Genomic DNA, 17,458 nt, shown 5'->3' with positions numbered 1-17,458 from the left:
TTTTTTAAACCTTTTGCCTGCACAATTGTCTATATTCATATAAAAAATCAGGACATGAAAACATTTAAAAGCCTATTCGCCACCCTGTTAATCTGCGCCACCCTTCCAGTGCTTGCGCAAACAGATAAAGCGACTACCGAAAGAATAGTTAAGGCACAGGACTTCGTATTTGTGGCCACCAGGGCACTGCCCTTATCCAGTCAGGATGTATTTGCTGTAATGAGTAGCATGAATCACCCGAACGCCTCCGGTTCCATTACCTTAACAGGTGCGCAATATGACCTCAGGATCAACAAAGATAGTGTGGTCGCCTTTCTTCCTTATTATGGACGAGCCTATCAGGCCTCCATGAATCCAGATGATGCCGGTATTAAATTTAAATCAAAAGACTTTAAATACGTGAAAAAAGACCGTAAAAAAGGGGGATGGAGCATTACCATTGAACCTAAAGATGTAAAGGATAACCAGCGATTAACCTTATATGTGTCAGAAAATGGATACGGAACACTGAATGTATTAAACAACAACAGACAGTCCATTAGTTTTAATGGATTTATCAGCGAACCTAAAGCCAAAAAATAAATTTATTGCGGCACCAGCGTAATTTCAAAAAGCTTACTGAACTTTTTACCCGTAACAAATAGGCGCTTGCCTTTTGCATCCCAGGCAATACCATTTAACACGTCTGTATTTGGATAACGATCCTGTGCGGCTAAGATTCCACTCAGGTCAATATAACTCAGCACAGCGCCAGATTTCGGATCTATGATCGCAATATTATCCGACTGGTAGATATTAGCGTATATTTTTCCGTCTACATATTCCAGTTCATTAAGCTGTACCACCTGTCCCTGATCATCGTAAACCTCAATCACACTTTCTTCTTTATAGGTATCCTTATTTAAAAACCAAATTCTGTTAGTACCATCAGATTTAATCAGTTGTTTACCGTCAAATGCCAGTCCCCAACCCTCCCGGCTGTTCTGGTAAGGGAATGTACCCAGCTGTTTAAACGTCTTGGCGTCAAAAATAAGTCCTTCATAGTGCTCCCAGGTCAGCATAACCACTTTATTTCCTACCAGCGTTGCCCCTTCCCCGAAATATTTAGCATCAAGGTCTACTTTCTGAATCACTTTACCAGTTGCCGGATCGACCCACCGTAAGGTCGATTCGCCATTCTGCCCGGTGCTCTCTAAAAAGCGGCCATTATGGTATTCTAATCCCTGTGTGTAGGCTGCCGTATCGTGTGGAAAGGTTTTCACCACTTTATAACTGTATGAGCTAGGTTTTATGGCCGATTTAAGAACAATATTAACGGTAAGTGAATCCTTAACGTCACCATGCTCCACTACGGCGGTAATTAAGCGAAAACCCAAATTAAGACTATCTGTTTTTAAATTAAAGGGCGATGCCTCTTTAGTACTGCCTACCTCCTTACCATCAACCAGGTAAGTAATTTTATTTACGGTGCTGCCTGCTGGTACATCAAGCTCCAGGTTAACTGCCTCGCCAAGCTTCAGCTCCTGGCCCTGGCTTGGTGATTTAAAGCCTATAGTCGGACTTTGATCTTTATCCTTACAAGAGATTATAGACACGCTCAACACGAGCAATAATGAACATAGGGTAATTAATGTTTTAGGGGTACTAGCCTGGCCAAAATGCATCTTCAATATGATTAATTTTAAACTGTTTATTATTATTCATGGTTACCGCAATGACGTCGAAACGAATCTCTCCCTGGTGTTGCGCGCGCTCGATGTATTCCAGGGAGGCAAATTCTAATTGACGTTCCTTCTTATGGTTTACGAACTCCTCAGGGTTTCCGTGCGTAACCGAACTCCGGGTTTTAACTTCCACAAAGATAAGCTTCGCCTCATAAAACGCAATAAGGTCTATCTCCGCCCTTCCATACACCCAGTTCTGGTTCAATATGCGGTATCCCTTTTCCTCCAGATAATGGCGGGCAAGATCTTCGCCATAGCGGCCCAATTCATTATGCGCAGCCATTTATTTTACAATTACTGAACCCAGAAACTTAGAAATTTCCTTTTCCACATTTTTGATAAAACTATAACGCTGCATCAGGATTTCCTGATTAACCGCATCTTCTTCTTCTTTAATTTCGTTTAACAAGTTTAGTAAAATACGGTCAACTTTCCTTTTTTTAAGGTGAAAGATTCCACCCAAAATGGTCGCCTTGAGGTTCATGGTTTCATCACGAACGTAAATCTGGTGTTTATTATACCAGTTTTCACTTAGCGCATAGGGCGAGGTTGACAGCGTAATGGCCAGGTCGGCAATTTCCCGGTCCTGATTTTTTATAAACTGATTGGCGGTGGGCAACTTACCACTATCTATTTCCTGCTTATAATAAGAAATGATCTTATCACATACCACATCTTCAAAAGTCACATCTGCCAGGTTCTGCATGATAAAAGAACCAATATACATGTTATCTATTTTATCCCAGCTCACCAATTCATGACCAAATGTTAATAGCAAACGCACAATCTCACGTTCCTGCAATTCATCAGAAACCGCCGTGCGCCCAATGGTATCACCTGGTGTGGCCTGGTCGTCAAATAAATTATCAGGTGGCCCATCCGGTTGTTGTGAAGAAAATGATGAAGATGGTGGTGCCATTTTCTTCAGCTTCGCAGCATGTATTTTATTGAGTTCAGAGATTAGGATACGCTCTTCCACTTCCAATAAGTGGCTACATTCTCTGATAAATACCGAAGCCTTAATGTTATCTGGAATCTTGGCAATACTCTCCACGATGTCCCTGATAATGGCGGCCCTTTTAATCGGATCCTTACCAGCTTCCTTTAACAGCGTGGTGGCTTTGTAAAGAATAAAATCCTTACGGTTGTTTTCTATATAAATTTTGAAGGCACCAGCCCCCACTTTATGCATGTATGAATCAGGATCATGGCCATCAGGAAAGTTAACCACTTTCACATTCAGTCCTTCTTCCAGAATCATGTCCAGCCCTCTTAAGGAAGCTTTTATTCCGGCGGCATCCCCATCATAAAGAATGGTCACATTTTGTGTAAAACGGCCGATAAGCCTAATCTGTTCTGTGGTTAAGGAGGTACCCGAAGAGGCCACCACATTTTCAACCCCAGCCTGGTGTACAGATAATACATCTGCATAACCTTCCACCAGGTAACAGTTATCCGTTTCCCGTATCGCTTTCTTGGCATGAAATAAGCCATAAAGTACGTTCGATTTATGGTAAATCTCACTTTCGGGAGAGTTTACATATTTAGGAACGTTTTTATCCGTCTTTAACGTTCTACCGCCAAAACCAATGACCCGTCCGGTAAAGTTATGAATCGGGAACATCACCCGACCCCTGAACCGGTCGTAAAGCTTGCCTTTATCATTTCGGATGGAAAGCCCCGTCCGCTCCAGATTTTCTTCTTTATAGCCGCTGTTAACGGCCTTAGTCGTTAAGGCATCCCAGACATCGGGCGAATAACCCAGGTCAAACTTCTTAATGATGTCTTCCCTAAAACCCCGTTCTTTAAAATAACTTAGTCCAATGGCCCTGCCGTCGGCGCCAGTCCACAATTCATTTGCAAAAAAAGCAGAAGCAAACTGCGAAACAATGTATAAAGTCTCCCTTGCATTTTGCGCATCAATTTGTTGTGAACTCTGTGCTGTTTCTTCTACTTCAATATGGTACTTCTGCGCCAGAAACTTTAAGGCCTCCGGGTAGGAATATTTTTCATGGTCCATGATAAAGTGGACCGCATCGCCTCCTTTTCCGCAACCAAAACATTTGTAAATGCCTTTAGTTACTGAAACATGAAAGGAAGGTGTTTTTTCATTGTGAAAGGGACAATTACCAATTAAACTGGTTCCACGCTTTTTCAACGCCACAAAATCACCTACTACCTCCTCAATGCGGGCAGTATCCATAATTTTGTTAATCGTATCGTGGTTAATCATCTGTGTATATTATTATCTTATTTAATTAAGGGTAACAGCTGTGCTGCCACCAGTTGATTGCCTTTATCATTCAGGTGAACACCATCTGTGGTTAAAACACCTTTTGCCACATCCTGCGGATTATTAGCCAAGTCGTAAGCCGTAAACACACTTCTTAAATCAACCAGGGGAAGCTTGTGTTCCTCCGCAAGTTTTCTAATCTCCCCTGCATATTTATCAAGCTCCTGATCCAGTTCGTTTGCGCCATTTTTCTTTTCACCAATTACCGCTGGGGTACACAAAATTATTTTAGCACCTGTGGCACTGATTTTTTTAATCAAGGCCTGATAAAACTTAACAAACTTATTCTGGTCGGTACCCGTTCCCGACGATTGTTTATGCCATACATCGTTTACGCCAACATAAATGACTACTACATCGGGGTTTTTACTCAATACATCATCTTCCAGGCGTAAATACAAATCATAAACCTTATTTCCACCTATTCCTGCACCAACTAAAGTATACTTAGTGGAGTCGAGGGTCTTTTTAACAATAGAGACATACCCGCCGGCTTGAACGCCCATCTCAGTAATGGAATCTCCGAAAAACACTATTTTTTTAGGTTTAGGCACCATAGAGGTAAATAATAATACAAATAAAATAACGGGTAATAATTTAGCGTAAGATTTCATGGGTCAGGTTGATAATATTGTTTAAATTCTAGTGATAACTGCTATTACCACTAAAGTTAAACAAATTTATGAAGCGCTTCGCTATCTATAATTCTTATGCAAGATGAGCACACTGGCCCTTTCTTCCTTTTTAAGCGGCACATTCCAGTCGCCTTGGTAAGAGATTTTGGACGGTAATTTTTCTTCGCCAAAATAACTCATTTCAATATTCATCTGCACATCAAAATTGAATAACAGGTTGCTGTATTTCATGTCTACATAACGACCTAGAATTTCGAAGTTTCGCTTATCAAAAATAGTGGTCAGTTCTTTAATCATCAGGCCATCTTTGGTCCAGCTGCTTAAATCAGGTTTTACCAGCACCCTAAACTTATACACGGGTATAGAATCGAGATAGGTGGAACTATAAAAACTATAATCATAATATTGGCGCATGTTCGGTGTAAAGATCTCCGTTTTGTTGCCAATAAATGGCAGTCCTTTAACAGGCCTGCCCGGCGAAAAAATTAAGGTTTTCAATTTGTCTTTATAACTGCCAATGGAACCTTTATCACTTGCTTTACCGGCAAAAGCGGCATCTGAAAATTCAGACTTGTAGGCATTCATAAAAATATAGTCGAACATCTCCAGCGTGTACAGCTGGTACTTTCCATTTTTTTTATAGATCTTTCCCTCGTCTTCTTTAGCCAGGTACTCCATCTTTGGGGCTTTCTGGTTATGTTTAATCTTGCGGTAAATCCTTCCATTCACCTTATTTTTCTTATCGTAAGTATAAATTCGGTTTTCAGCTATAAAACCAAAACGTTTCATTTGCTGGAAAGCGCGGTAAAAACTGGTATCGGATATTACGGCATCAATAAAAGTCTCCACACTCAATCTCTTCGCGGTAATATTTACCGTGGTATCGAGCGTGATCGTTTTGATGGTATCCGGGTTGTACCGGTTAATTTCCTGGGTAAAACCACTAAAGAAAAAAGGCAATAACAAGGCTAGCAGAAGTGTTTTCTTCATGGTCATATAGCAGAAAGAACGTTTATTTAGTTTCCTAATTGTTTTACAGCGAGATAAGCCATTAAACCTGTAGAGATTTTAAGGGCGTCCTCATCAATGTCAAATTTAGGTGTATGTACTGAATGGGTAATTCCTTTAGCTGCATTACCGGTTCCTAACCTGTAAAAACAAGCATCAGTTACTTGAGAATAATAGGCGAAATCTTCTGCAGCCATCCAGATATCCAGGTCTACCACATTGTCTTTTCCTAAATAATCTTCCGCACCTGCACGCGCCTGACCCGTTAACACCGGTTCGTTGATCAGGAAAGGATAACCTTTTTCGATACGAAATTCGCAACTTCCACCCATACTTTCGGCAATGCCTTCAGCCATCTTTTTCATCAGTCGTTTGGCTTCCAGTCGCCAGTCCTCATCAAGGGTCCTTAACGTGCCTTCCAGCTTCACTTCATTAGGTATGATGTTCGTCGCACCATTAGCCGTTACCTTACCAAAAGACAATACCGTTGGTATACGGGGGTCGGCATTGCGACTAACGATTTGTTGTAAAGCAATAATAATATGCGAGGTAATAACAACCGGATCAATATTCTGGTGAGGCTGTGCTCCATGGCCACCTTTTCCGGTTACGGTAACATATAATTCATCAGTAGATGCCATGTAAATTCCAGAGCGGAAACCAACCTTGCCAGCTTCAATTAAAGGCATTACATGCTGCCCCAGGATATGTGCAGGTTTAGGATTTTCCAACACACCTTCTTTAATCAGGATGCTGGCCCCTCCAGGAAGAAGTTCTTCACCTGGTTGAAAGATGAATTTGATGGTACCTGCAAATTGTGCTTTCAGCTTTGATAAGATATAAGCCGTACCCAATAGCGAGGCGCTATGCACATCATGCCCGCAGGCATGCATCACCCCCTCATTTTTAGATTTATAAGGTTTATCATTGGCTTCCACAATTGGTAGTGCATCCATATCAGCGCGCAAGGCTATCACCTGGTCAGAAGGCAAATCGCCTTTTAACAATCCTACTACCCCTGTATTGGCCATCACCGTAAAAGGAATACCCCAGGTACTTAGTTTTTTCTGGATAAAAGCAGATGTTTCAAACTCCTTAAAGGAAAGTTCAGGGTTAGCATGCAGATGTTGACGTAAGGCCACCACTTCTCCGAAGATGTCGGCCGCTAATTGTTGAATTTGATCTTTAATCATAGTTTTCCTCTAATACAGGTGCGTTGATTTTCTCTCTGAAAATAAAAAGTGTAGGAAACATAGGCTTTAATTCATTCATTAAGCGCTGTGCCTCCAAACGCGTTCTAAAATCCCCAACGCGCAGGTAATAGTTTGGTTCCCGATAAGTGATATAGGTATTTAATTTTTGGTACATGCCTTTAAAACGAGCCTGCTCCTGGAAGGTTTCCCTTCTGTCAGATCCATAAAAAATCTGTACCCTATAGCCTACCTGCGCTACTATAGGTCCATTGCGCTTAATGGTAGGCGTAACCACCTTTTTACTAAGCTCCAGCCGTTTATTGATGAGACTATCAATCAGTGGATTCTTGATAACGGTTACCTGTCCTCTGGTTTGCGCCAGGGCAGAGAAACCACACATATAGATGAAACAGGTAATGATGATCTTCATGAAAGGGTATAAAAAAAGAATGCCGAATTTCTTACAAAACTCGGCATTCTATCTGTTTATTACAAATTACAATCCTGCACCATGGCAGTTCTTGAACTTTTTGCCACTTCCACAAGGGCAGGGCTCATTTCTACTTGTTGTTACTTCTTTTCTAACCGGCTGTTGTGGCACCGCTTCCCGGGTATCCTCTACAGGTACCGCTTCACCTACCTGCTGAAACTCTGGTTTAGACAGCTTCAACTTGGCTGCAGGTGCTTTAGGCGCTTCTGCTTCTTTCAAAGTCTCGGCTTCCTGGTGTACCGGAATACCGCCTTTATACAAGAAACTTACCACTTCTTTGTTCACTGCCGTCAACATGTTTTTGAACAAATTAAAAGCTTCCATTTTATAAATAACCAATGGATCTTTTTGCTCATATACTGCGTTCTGCACCGATTGTTTCAACTCATCCATTTCGCGTAAATGCTCTTTCCACGACTCGTCGATTAAACCTAATACAATCGTTTTTTCGAAAGATTTAGTCACTTCACGTCCTTCGTTCGCAATGGCTTGTTTTAAGCCTACCGGAACCTGGATACTGCGCATCCCATCGGTAAATGGAATGACGATCTGCTCAATGTGTTCACCACGCTCTTCAAATACCTGGTGTAATACTGGCATGGCCTGACTAACAATTGCCTCACATTTTCTAGCATAAAATGTCTCTGCCTCTTCGAATAACTTATCGGTTAACAAGTGTACATTTTTAGCATTAAATTCTTGTTCGGTAATCGCACTATCTAATGAGAAATTTTTAATGACTTCCAATTTAAAGCCTTCATAATTTCCTGCTTCTTTATATTCAGTTACAACATCTTCAGCAACATCAAATACCATGTTGTTCATGTCTACATCCAAACGCTCGCCAAACAAAGCATTTTTACGCTTCGAGTAAATCACGGTACGTTGTGAGTTCATCACATCATCATATTCAAGCAAACGCTTACGAATACCAAAGTTGTTTTCTTCTACTTTTTTCTGTGCACGCTCAATGGATTTGGTAATCATGGAGTGTTGAATCACTTCTCCTTCTTCAATACCCATTTTGACCATGATGTTAGAGATACGCTCTGATCCGAATAAACGCATCAGGTTATCTTCTAAGGACACGAAAAACTGAGATGATCCTGGATCACCCTGACGACCCGCACGACCACGCAACTGCCTGTCTACACGTCTGGACTCATGTCTTTCTGTACCTACGATGGCTAAACCACCTGATTCTTTAACACCGGCACCTAATTTAATATCCGTACCACGACCAGCCATGTTGGTTGCGATGGTTACCTGTCCGGCTTGTCCGGCTTCAGCAACAATATCAGCCTCTCTCTGGTGCATCTTCGCGTTCAATACGTTGTGTTTAATACCACGTAATTTCAGCATGCGGCTTAATAACTCCGAAATCTCCACGGAAGTGGTACCCACCAATACCGGGCGGCCAGCTTCTGTTAATTTCACAATTTCTTCGGCTACAGCATTGTATTTCTCACGGATGGTGCGATAAACATAATCCTGATGATCTTGTCTTGAAATGACCCTGTTGGTTGGAATTTCAACCACATCCAGTTTATAAATAGACCAGAACTCCCCTGCTTCCGTAGTTGCTGTACCAGTCATACCACATAATTTGTGGTACATCCTGAAGTAATTTTGCAAGGTTACCGTAGCATAGGTTTGTGATGCGTCTTCTACTTTAACGTTTTCTTTAGCTTCAATGGCCTGATGTAAACCATCAGAGTAACGGCGACCGTCCATAATACGACCAGTCTGCTCATCAACAATTTTAATTTTACCTTCGTCAATGATGTATTCTACATCAATTTCAAATAAAGTATAGGCTTTTAACAATTGATTTACCGAGTGGATACGTTCTGCTTTGATCGAATAATCGCGCATCAGCTCATCTTTACGGGCAATTTTGTCTTCACTGCTTAATGTTGATTTTTCGATCTCTGCAATTTCAGAACCTACATCGGGTAAAACGAAGAAACTAGTGTCTTCACCAGACTTTGTGATCAGCTCAATACCTTTCTCGGTTAATTCAACCTGGTTGTTTTTCTCATCGATATGGAAAAACAATTCAGCATCAACCTTTGGCATGTTCTTGCTCTGATCAGCCATATAATAATTCTCTGTTTTTAATAAAGTCTGCTTTACACTTCCTTCACTTAAAAACTTAATCAGTGCTTTGTTTTTTGGTAAGGCACGGTGTGCTCTTAATAAAGCTAAACCACCTTCACCTTCTTCCGGACCAGTTTTACCATCATGAATCAATTTCTTGGCTTCATTTAAGGCTTTGGTTACCATTTCACGTTGTGCATTCACTAGACGCTCAATTCTTGGTTTCAATTCATGAAACTCATGTTGATCGCCAAAAGGAACCGGACCAGAAATAATCAATGGTGTACGGGCATCATCAATTAATACGGAATCGACCTCATCAACCATGGCAAAATGCAACTTGCGTTGAACCAGTTGATCAGGTGCCTGCGTCATATTGTCACGCAGGTAATCGAAACCAAACTCATTGTTTGTTCCGTAAGTAATATCAGCTAAATAAGCTTTTCTACGTTGTGGCGAATTTGGCTCATGTTTATCGATACAATCAACCGCTAAACCATGAAATTCAAATAAAGGACCATTCCACTCCGAGTCACGACGGGCAAGGTAATCATTCACCGTAACGATGTGGACACCCTGACCGGCTAATGCATTCAGGTAGGCAGGTAATGTACTTACCAGGGTTTTACCCTCCCCAGTAGCCATCTCGGCAATTTTACCGCCATGCAATACTGCACCTCCAATTAACTGCACATCGTAATGTACCATGTTCCATTTTACCTCACTGCCTGCAGCATCCCAATGGTTAGCCCAAATGGCCTTGTCGCCTTTAATCTCTACATTGGCTTTACGCGCAGCATAATCCCTGTCAAAATCAGTAGCGGTCACTTCCAGAAACTGGTTCTCAGAGAAACGTCTTGAAGTTTCCTTGATGACGGCAAAAGCCTGTGGCAGAATATCTGAAAGTACCACTTCCAATTCCTTGTCGCGATCTTTGATCAAAACATCAATTTGGTCGTATAATGCAGTTTTCTCCGTTAATGATAAACTCTGACTTTCACCATCCGTTTTTAACGCACTTATTTTACCGTCAATTTCTGCTAAAGCTTTAGCAATGACATCCTTAAAATAAACGGTTTTACCACGAAGTTCGTCATTTGTTAAAGCGGAAAGCTTTGCATACTCTTCATTTATCTTGATAACAATAGGTTGTATTGTCTTTATATCTCTTTCTGATTTGCTGCCAAATACTTTGGTTAAAAATCCTAACATCTTTTTATGCTTGTGTTTATATATTAAAAATCATGAAATACAACAATTAAGCCATTGCGATATACAAGTCACTTTGGCAGTTGTCGGGCGCTAAAATTACAAAATATCCGGTACATTGCCCGGTCACTGGCGTTTTATTTTATATTTGCCCTATGAATATTTTACTATTAGGTTCTGGCGGAAGAGAAAGTGCTTTCGCCTGGAAGATGAGCCAGTCTCCGCTTTGCACAAAACTTATTATTGCACCGGGTAATGGTGGAACAGCTGCCTACGGCAAAAATGTTAAACTAGACCCCAATAATTTTGATGCCGTGAAAGCCCTTGTTTTAAAAGAAAACATTGGCCTTGTGGTAGTTGGCCCAGAAGAACCTTTAGTAAACGGTATCCATGATTTCTTTTTAAAAGACGAGAGCCTGGCAAACATCCCGGTGATTGGTCCTAAAAAAGAAGGTGCCATTCTGGAAGGTAGTAAAGATTTCTCTAAGCAGTTTATGGCACGCCATGGCATCCCTACGGCAGGCTCACGGTCGTTCACCAGCGAAACACTGGAAAAAGGACTGGTCTACCTGGAAAACCACATCACCCCGATCGTGTTAAAAGCCGATGGACTGGCTGCAGGTAAAGGCGTATTGATCCTGGATAACACCCGCGAAGCACAGGAAGAATTAAAACTGATGCTGAGTGGCAAATTTGGCGCTGCCGGCACCACTGTCGTAGTCGAAGAATTCCTGACCGGAATTGAGCTTTCCGTATTTGTATTATCCGACGGCGAAAACTATGTGATCCTGCCAGAAGCCAAAGACTACAAACGTATTGGCCAGGCAGATACCGGTTTAAATACAGGTGGCATGGGCTCGGTTTCACCCGTTCCTTTCGCTACAGAAGCTTTCCTGAAAGAAGTAGAACAAGATATTATTATCCCCACCATAGAAGGTTTAAAGAAAGATCAAATCGATTATACTGGTTTCATTTTCTTCGGATTGATTAAAGTAGGCGAAAAACCTTACGTCATTGAATACAACTGCCGCATGGGCGATCCGGAAACAGAAAGTGTAGTTCCGCGTATTGAAAACGACTTGGTGGAGCTTTTTATAGCCACCGCACAAAAAAGATTAAACGAGGTAGACCTTCAAATTAGCCCTAAAAACGCCGCTACAGTGATGATCGTAGCTGGTGGATACCCAGGTGATTATGAAAAAGGAAAAACCATCACCGGTTTAGATAACTTGCGTCAGTCTATGGCTTTCCATGCCGGCACAACAACCGATGGTGGTGTTACCAAAACCAATGGTGGCCGCGTTATCGCCATCACCAGTTTACAAGACAGCCAGTTTGAGGCTTTGCAATCTGCAACGGCAGATGCCGCAAGAATTTACTTTGATGGTAAATATTTCAGAGAAGATATCGGTTTCGATTTGATGTAATAATCATACAATTAGACCCTGGGTTCCACTCAGGGTCCAAATTGGTTTCTACGCATTTATAGAGAAGAAAAGACTAAAGGAAGGCAAGAACTTCTCCTTTAGGGAGTTCACGGGCTACATAATACAAGCTAAGCTGATGATCACTATGGATATTTTTTAATTGCATCAGTTCTTTTACTGAAATTGTCATCCTCAAATCTGAACCTGTGGTATTAGCAAAAGTCCATTTCTTCAAGGTATGCCCATTTTCATCTCTCAAAACCATACTTCGATTGGTTCCGGCACCCTTGATCATACAATGCGTATATTTAATAAGCAACTGGTCGGATTCCTTTGCCTTAGCTAGCTCCAGCTTTCTCAAACTCAAGGGTTGATTCACCGTTTGTTTTAATATAAGTTTGTTGTTTAGAAAGATTTCAAAACTGTCCAATCCTAACTTTGTGGTAAAACCAGATGCCGTAATGCACAGTATAATCAGCGTAAACATCTTCGTAAACGCCTGATAAATTTTACTTCTTTTCATATCATTAAGTTTTAAATAAAACATTAGTTAGTACAGCACAATATTAAGTTAAGCACATGATATTCAGAAAAATAGTAGACCAACTACCATAATTGTAGACGTCACTATTTATGCTTACATTCATCTACTTATTGTGCTGTTGGTCGATTTAATTTTGCAGGCTTATCCAAAATCCGTTCTTTTAATTGACGTTATTAATTTTAGCTAACAGAAGATGCACGTTCTTGATAAACCGCTAAAGCTTCCCTACTTAAAAAGTAAGGTCACCATCAAATATGCCATCATTCACAGCTTATACTGGCTACTGGTTACGGGATTTTTCATCTTTGAGAAAAAGTACCTGATACAAAAAGCCAGCATGCCTTATTTTATATCCTGTGTCACTGTAAGGATTGCATTACTCATGGTGATCGCTTACCTGAATCTTCAATACTTTTTGCCGCAATTCCTTTTAAAAAAAAGATACCTGGCTTATTTTACTGCTGTTTTCATTTCTGTAACGGCATATTTGGCCATACAAAGTTTATATGACTTTTATTTATATGGGTATGTGATTGGCCCCATGCGGGGCAGCAGATTAATGGAGGCCTTATCCTATAATTTTTTTAGCACATTGTGGTATTTGGCTTTAATGTTAGCGCTAAAATTGAGTTTAGACTGGTATGGACAGCAGCTGACGATTCAAAGGATTACCGTGGAAAAGCTAAATGCTGAAGTAAATTTTCTACGAGCCCAGGTAAATCCGCATTTTCTTTTTAACATCTTAAACAACCTTTACGCATTGACGCTTAAAAAGTCGGAACTAGCACCCGACGTTGTGCTAAAGCTTTCAGCAATGATGGAATACATGTTGTATGACAGTGCGGATGAAAAGGTGTTATTGGAGAAAGAAATAGTATACTTAATTAATTACATTGAACTGGAGCAATTACGTTTTAACACGGGTGCTAAGATTGCTTTAAATGTCAAATCTGACCTTAATCATCATGAAATTGCACCATTATTATTGTTACCTCTTGTAGAGAATGCCTTTAAACATGGCCTAAGTAAGCAAACTGACAATAAGTGGTTAAATGTAGAAGTTGAACTCGAAGAGGCAACACTAACATTCATTGTAGCTAATGGAAAAACCTGTTCCGTTAACACTTCTGTGAAAGGTGGGATTGGCCTTGATAATTTAAGGAAGCGTTTGGAGTTGCTCTATCCAAACAGGCATCACCTTGAGTTAGAAGATAAGAAAAGCTCCTTTTATGTTAAATTAGTCCTTGAACTTTAAATACAATTGAAAAGCATGCTGAAATTTGTAATTGTAGATGATGAGCCGCTTGCACTTGAAGTTTTAGAAGGCTATATAAAAAAGTTAGATAATTTGCATTCCATTTCAGTGTTCACTGATGCCATAAAAGCGTTAAATTACCTGGAAAGTCAACAGACTGATGTATTATTGCTGGACATAGAAATGCCCTATATAAACGGTATTGAGTTTTTAACACGGCTGTCAGATCCACCGCTCACCATCTTCACAACGGCTTACCGAAACTACGCCTTCGAGGGCTTTGAGCTTGGGGTTATTGATTTTCTGCTCAAACCGATCTCCTTTCTTAGGTTTTCAGCTGCTATGGATAAGGTTAGAGACTTTCTGTTTTTAAAGTCTCATGATACACAACTTGATCCTGTGGCACTGGCTCCGGAGTTTGTTTTTGTAAAAAGCGGTGTAAAACGAATAAAGCTCTATTTTAATCAGGTTACCCATATACAGGGATTGAAAGATTATGCCATCATTCACACCCTACAAGAAAGGATCGTGGTCAAAGGTTCAATCAAGTTGGTTCAGGAGATGTTTCCGGCCTCCTTATTTATCAGGGTACATAAAAGTTTCCTGGTATCCACGCCAATCATTAAGAGAATCGAACGTAACAGGATTATTTTTGGAAGCTATCAAATACCGATTGGAAGGAATTACCGTGAAGAGGTAGAAAAGAAAATCAGTAGGCATTAAACTCAGCTATCTAAAAAACAATGGAGGGGCTGTATCATATGCAAAATGATCAGCCTCTTTTTAGTTTAAAGAAATTCGACAGTGATTCTCCATGAATATTAGTTGGAAACGTAATGTATGTATGATGTATACGTGTTTCTCTAGAAAAACATATATTCAACACGGATTCATGTCGTATTCATCTCGCTTTTATTAGGAGCTTGACTGGGGTCAAAACCATGGGATTCTGAATGAAAATCATTACTAATTTTTTAATATATAATAATATATATTTCGTTATTACAACTATACGCCTCTTATTAAGAAACCCATGGTAAGCACATCGAAAGGAGCGTGTACTTCCTTCAAATTTGCAGTCGCCCACGACACCCTATTGTTGATCGCCATGCCCGGTGCACAAAAAAAAGCAGTGCCATCCATCGATAGCACTGCCTATTTACTTAATTTTAAAAATTATTATTTTGATGCCGGCGGCCCAAGCAATTCTTCAAGCACTGCTTGTAAGCCTTCTTCACGTACATTTTTGGCAACGATTTTCCCTGTAGGATCTACCAGGATATTAGAAGGAATTGCTTGAATGCCATATAATTTAGCTACTTCATTATCGAAATATTTTAAGTCTGACACCTGTGTCCAGGCAAGACCATCTTTTTCAATCGCTTTTAACCAGGCTTCTTTACCATCCGGGCGATCCAACGATACGCCTAATACCGTAAAGTTCTTGTCTTTATAATTATTGAAAGCAGTAACTACGTTTGGATTTTCTCGGCGACATGGGCCACACCAGGAAGCCCAGAAATCTACCAGCACATATTTACCTTTAAAGTCTGATAATTTTACCGGTTTACCATTCGGGTCATTCTGTGTAAAATCGGTAGCCATTGAACCTATTGCTGTTTTTTTGGCCCCGTTGATGGCATCACCAATGCTTTTACCTAATGACGTTTGCTGTAGTGCAGCAGAGAATTTATTAAACTCCGGTTCTGCAGCTAAAGGATCAATATCATAACCCAGGCCAGACCTGAAAGCAACCAAAGCCACAAATGAGTTGCGGTTTTGTTCAATAAACTTTTTGTTAATTGGTTCCAATTCCTTTTCAATAGCTTCAAAACGCTGCTCTACTGAATTGCGGAAAGCAGTATCCTGCTTTTGCGCTTCCGTTTTGCTGTAAACTTCTTGTCTTAAAGCTTCCATTTTATTGGTTACCGGCTTTAACATTGCTTTCAGTTTCGCATTATCATCATTTAATGGCGATCCTTTTATGGTAGCGTTTTTAACAGAGTCAGGCGCGGTAATGGCCATGGATTTATTTTCCAGGTAAAACGAAATGCCGTCTATCGCAGCACGTTTTTCGGGCTGAACGGGTGCCACTGGGTGTTTTAACACCAGTTGCGCATTTGCAGGTCCAGCTACCTGGCCTTTAAATTCAAAAGCACCGTTTTTAAGTTCCGCACTATCAATAATCACCGCTTTTTCAGTTCTGTATTGCAGGTATATCTTTGCTGGTGCATTTAAAGCACCAATTTTTCCTTTTAGGGTATATCCGTCTTGTGCAAAAGTTGCAAGTGGCAACAACAGGGTTGCGGACAATATGAGTTTTTTCATGTATTCAAATCTAACGATACCTATTATACTTTAATTGTGCTAATTATAATTTTACAGTAATTTTTGATAGGTACGCCACCATAAATCAGGTATTTCGCCATTAACGGCCGTATTATAATCTTCATATCTGCAAGGCACCAGGTGGAAACGTTCATTTTTCGACAATCCTGTTGGGTAAGGAACCTGCATCCACCAACGGTCAGATTTCTTGCTTTTCACAAAGTTTATTTCACCAGTTCCTTCTTTCAGGCTGGTGCGGTAAGTGAGGTATTGCGATTTAGGCTGGAGAGGAACATCATTCTTACGGTTATAAAACCCTTCTATAAAGTACCATACCATTTGTGCAAGCAACATGGCGGTTTGGCTGCTTCGGTCGTATGCCGGATTAAACTCATAAAAACCAATGGAGGTCAGTTTATCGTTCATACCTGCATAACGTGCAATGCTACAGGCTTGCTCGCCGTAAAAGCCATTCGGCCCGGCATTGGCATTGGCCACCGCATCAGAAGAACGAATGGCCGAGAGGTCAAAACTAAGCATGTTTGCATTACGGATAATTGGTTCGGCCACGGATATATCTGTAGCAAATTCCCCCAACCGGTGAACATCGAAGTACAGCTTATTCATTACTTTCAGGCTATCCTGATTCACATAATAAGTTTGGTAACCGATATTACTGAAGTTGAACAGGTAGTTGGGCTGATGCAGGAATATTTTATTGAGGTAGGTATCTGATTGCGCTTCGATACCTTCATGATCATCTTCGTCGATATCAAATTTATGATCTACCACCACCAGGTCTACTTTTTGTTCCAGCGCTTCATAAGCCATATACTGCGCATAGGTAAGGTCTTGTCCCCCGCCCATAATTACAGGTACAATTTCCAGTCTGATCAATTCAGCAACGACCATTTTTAGGGCTACATAAGTATCGGAGACCGCAGCGCCGGCTTTGATATTTCCTAAATCGATGATGCGGCTGTTAAAAGCGCCTTCATGAAGGGTATAGAATTGCGCACGAAAGTAGTCGGGCCCCAGGGCACAACCATTATTATTAACCGAAGCGCGGTCGTCTAACACCCCAAATATGGCAATATCATAACTATTTTTTTCCAATACCGGAAATTGATCCGTATAAAAATCGGTCTTTAATCCCAGCTGACTGGCATAGAACCCCTGTTTTGGGGTAATCCCATCGAGGCTTAAAGGCGAAAAAAAATCTGATAAGGACATAAAGTAATATAATCTATGG

The 17,458-nt window shown here is 40.7% G+C and carries 15 protein-coding genes; 4 read left to right on the top strand and 11 right to left on the bottom strand.

From position 1 onward, the window contains the following. Positions 1–54: 54 nt before the first annotated feature. A complete protein-coding gene (locus IWX76_RS08785; RefSeq protein WP_196859530.1) occupies positions 55–582 on the top strand; it encodes a DUF4251 domain-containing protein in 528 nt (175 codons plus the stop codon). 2 nt (positions 583–584) lie between these two features. On the opposite strand, the gene IWX76_RS08780 is transcribed toward IWX76_RS08785, so the two are convergent. The 8 genes from IWX76_RS08780 to secA all read right to left on the bottom strand — a co-directional run bounded on the left by IWX76_RS08780 (position 585) and on the right by secA (position 10,655). Continuing rightward, positions 585–1,664 (bottom strand): glutaminyl-peptide cyclotransferase, encoded by a 1,080-nt coding sequence (locus tag IWX76_RS08780; RefSeq protein WP_196859529.1) that lies wholly within the window; start codon positions 1,662–1,664, stop codon positions 585–587. After that, positions 1,645–2,007: a YraN family protein gene (locus IWX76_RS08775; RefSeq protein WP_196859528.1), complete on the bottom strand. Its 363-nt coding sequence runs from the start codon at positions 2,005–2,007 to the stop codon at positions 1,645–1,647. Before IWX76_RS08775 ends, IWX76_RS08780 begins: the two co-directional genes overlap by 20 nt. Further along, positions 2,008–3,957, bottom strand: coding sequence for a DNA primase (gene dnaG / locus IWX76_RS08770; protein WP_196859527.1), 1,950 nt, complete (start codon positions 3,955–3,957; stop codon positions 2,008–2,010). A 17-nt stretch (positions 3,958–3,974) separates the two neighbouring features. Beyond that, positions 3,975–4,631 carry an SGNH/GDSL hydrolase family protein gene (locus IWX76_RS08765; RefSeq protein WP_196859526.1) on the bottom strand — a complete coding sequence of 219 codons (657 nt, stop codon included), beginning with the start codon at positions 4,629–4,631 and terminating at the stop codon, positions 3,975–3,977. A gap of 81 nt (positions 4,632–4,712) precedes the next feature. Continuing rightward, positions 4,713–5,642 carry a hypothetical protein gene (locus IWX76_RS08760; RefSeq protein ID WP_196859525.1) on the bottom strand — a complete coding sequence of 310 codons (930 nt, stop codon included), beginning with the start codon at positions 5,640–5,642 and terminating at the stop codon, positions 4,713–4,715. Between the two features lie 26 nt (positions 5,643–5,668). Next, positions 5,669–6,853 carry a M20 metallopeptidase family protein gene (locus tag IWX76_RS08755; protein ID WP_196859524.1) on the bottom strand — a complete coding sequence of 395 codons (1,185 nt, stop codon included), beginning with the start codon at positions 6,851–6,853 and terminating at the stop codon, positions 5,669–5,671. After that, complete coding sequence (locus tag IWX76_RS08750; protein ID WP_196859523.1) at positions 6,846–7,283, bottom strand: SPOR domain-containing protein; 438 nt, start codon at positions 7,281–7,283, stop codon at positions 6,846–6,848. Before IWX76_RS08750 ends, IWX76_RS08755 begins: the two co-directional genes overlap by 8 nt. A gap of 66 nt (positions 7,284–7,349) precedes the next feature. Next, positions 7,350–10,655 (bottom strand): preprotein translocase subunit SecA, encoded by a 3,306-nt coding sequence (gene secA / locus IWX76_RS08745; RefSeq protein ID WP_196859522.1) that lies wholly within the window; start codon positions 10,653–10,655, stop codon positions 7,350–7,352. A 152-nt stretch (positions 10,656–10,807) separates the two neighbouring features. On the opposite strand from secA, the gene purD reads away from it, so the two are divergent. Next, positions 10,808–12,079, top strand: coding sequence for a phosphoribosylamine--glycine ligase (gene purD, locus IWX76_RS08740; RefSeq protein WP_196859521.1), 1,272 nt, complete (start codon positions 10,808–10,810; stop codon positions 12,077–12,079). A gap of 73 nt (positions 12,080–12,152) precedes the next feature. Here the strand turns inward: purD and IWX76_RS08735 are convergent, their stop codons facing one another. Further along, entirely contained in the window at positions 12,153–12,602 is a 450-nt protein-coding gene (locus IWX76_RS08735) for a hypothetical protein (RefSeq protein WP_196859520.1), read from the bottom strand. A 214-nt stretch (positions 12,603–12,816) separates the two neighbouring features. Between IWX76_RS08735 and IWX76_RS08730 the strand changes: the two genes are divergently transcribed. Together IWX76_RS08730 and IWX76_RS08725 are read left to right on the top strand one after the other, a co-directional pair. Continuing rightward, complete coding sequence (locus tag IWX76_RS08730; protein ID WP_196859519.1) at positions 12,817–13,878, top strand: sensor histidine kinase; 1,062 nt, start codon at positions 12,817–12,819, stop codon at positions 13,876–13,878. Between the two features lie 15 nt (positions 13,879–13,893). Then, positions 13,894–14,601, top strand: coding sequence for a LytR/AlgR family response regulator transcription factor (locus IWX76_RS08725; RefSeq protein ID WP_196859518.1), 708 nt, complete (start codon positions 13,894–13,896; stop codon positions 14,599–14,601). Between the two features lie 456 nt (positions 14,602–15,057). Here IWX76_RS08725 and IWX76_RS08720 read toward each other — a convergent pair whose 3' ends face one another. Together IWX76_RS08720 and IWX76_RS08715 are read right to left on the bottom strand one after the other, a co-directional pair. After that, positions 15,058–16,206: a redoxin domain-containing protein gene (locus tag IWX76_RS08720; protein ID WP_196859517.1), complete on the bottom strand. Its 1,149-nt coding sequence runs from the start codon at positions 16,204–16,206 to the stop codon at positions 15,058–15,060. A 51-nt stretch (positions 16,207–16,257) separates the two neighbouring features. Beyond that, the gene (locus IWX76_RS08715; protein ID WP_196859516.1) at positions 16,258–17,439 is read right to left on the bottom strand and encodes a formimidoylglutamase; all 1,182 of its coding nucleotides are present in this window, start codon (positions 17,437–17,439) and stop codon (positions 16,258–16,260) included. Positions 17,440–17,458: the final 19 nt, after the last annotated feature.

This window comes from Pedobacter sp. CAN_A7, from assembly GCF_015752175.1.
In the GTDB taxonomy this organism is placed as follows: domain Bacteria; phylum Bacteroidota; class Bacteroidia; order Sphingobacteriales; family Sphingobacteriaceae; genus Pedobacter.
The sequence above is the reverse complement of the archived record's forward strand: the minus strand, read 5'-3'. Positions and strand labels throughout refer to the sequence as shown.